Source organism: Pullulanibacillus pueri, assembly GCF_014639255.1.
Classification (GTDB): Bacteria; Bacillota; Bacilli; order Bacillales; family Sporolactobacillaceae; genus Pullulanibacillus; species Pullulanibacillus pueri.
The window spans coordinates 1-1170 of sequence record NZ_BMFV01000076.1 but is presented as its reverse complement, the minus strand read 5'-3'; the positions used below and the strand labels follow the sequence as shown (position 1 = coordinate 1170).

Annotated in this window: 1 rRNA gene; it reads left to right on the top strand. The window is 53.2% G+C overall.

Annotation, left to right across the window (positions count from 1 at the left end):
* A 23S ribosomal RNA gene (locus IEV91_RS21470) occupies positions 1-1170 on the top strand; the annotation flags it as partial.

Genomic DNA, 1170 nt, shown 5'->3' with positions numbered 1-1170 from the left:
CTCCGAATGCCAACGACTTATCTACGGGAGTCAGACGGCGAGTGATAAGATCCGTCGTCGAAAGGGAAACAGCCCAGACCACCAGCTAAGGTCCCCAAGTATACGTTAAGTGGCAAAGGATGTGGCGTTGCTTAGACAACCAGGATGTTGGCTTAGAAGCAGCCACCATTCAAAGAGTGCGTAATAGCTCACTGGTCGAGTGGCGCCGCGCCGAAAATGTAACGGGGCTAAACGTATCACCGAAGCTGTGGATGACTTATGGTCATGGTAGGGGAGCGTTCTAAGGGCAGAGAAGGTAGACCGGAAGGTCTATTGGAGCGCTTAGAAGTGAGAATGCCGGTATGAGTAACGAAAAGAGGGGTGAGAATCCCCTCCGTCGAAAGCCTAAGGGTTCCTGAGGAAGGTTCGTCCGCTCAGGGTTAGTCGGGACCTAAGCCGAGGCCGGAAGGCGTAGGCGATGGACAACAGGTGGATATTCCTGTACCACCTGACGGTGTTTGAGTGATGGAGTGACGCAGGAAGGCAAGGTCAGCGCGCTGTTGGTTATGCGCGTCCAAGCTGTAAGGCTGATGGTGAGGCAAATCCCGCCATCTTAAGGCTGAGCAGTGATGGGGAGGGAATTAAAGTACCGAAGGACCTGCACCTACACTGCCAAGAAAAGCTTCTAGCAAATCGTCAGGTGCCCGTACCCCAAACCGACACAGGTAGGCGAGGAGAGCATCCTAAGACGCTCGGGAGAACTCTTGTTAAGGAACTCGGCAAAATGACCCCGTAACTTCGGGAGAAGGGGTGCTCCTCTGGGTGAATAGCCCGGAGAAGCCGCAGTGAAAAGATCCAAGCGACTGTTTAGCAAAAACACAGGTCTCTGCAAAACCGAAAGGTGAAGTATAGGGGCTGACACCTGCCCGGTGCTGGAAGGTTAAGAGGAGGAGTTATCCCTTACGGGAGAAGCCCCGAATCGAAGCCCCAGTAAACGGCGGCCGTAACTATAACGGTCCTAAGGTAGCGAAATTCCTTGTCGGGTAAGTTCCGACCCGCACGAAAGGTGCAACGACTTGGATACTGTCTCAACAAGAGACCCGGTGAAATTATAGTACCTGTGAAGATGCAGGTTACCCGCGACAGGACGGAAAGACCCCATGGAGCTTTACTACAGCTTGATATTGGATG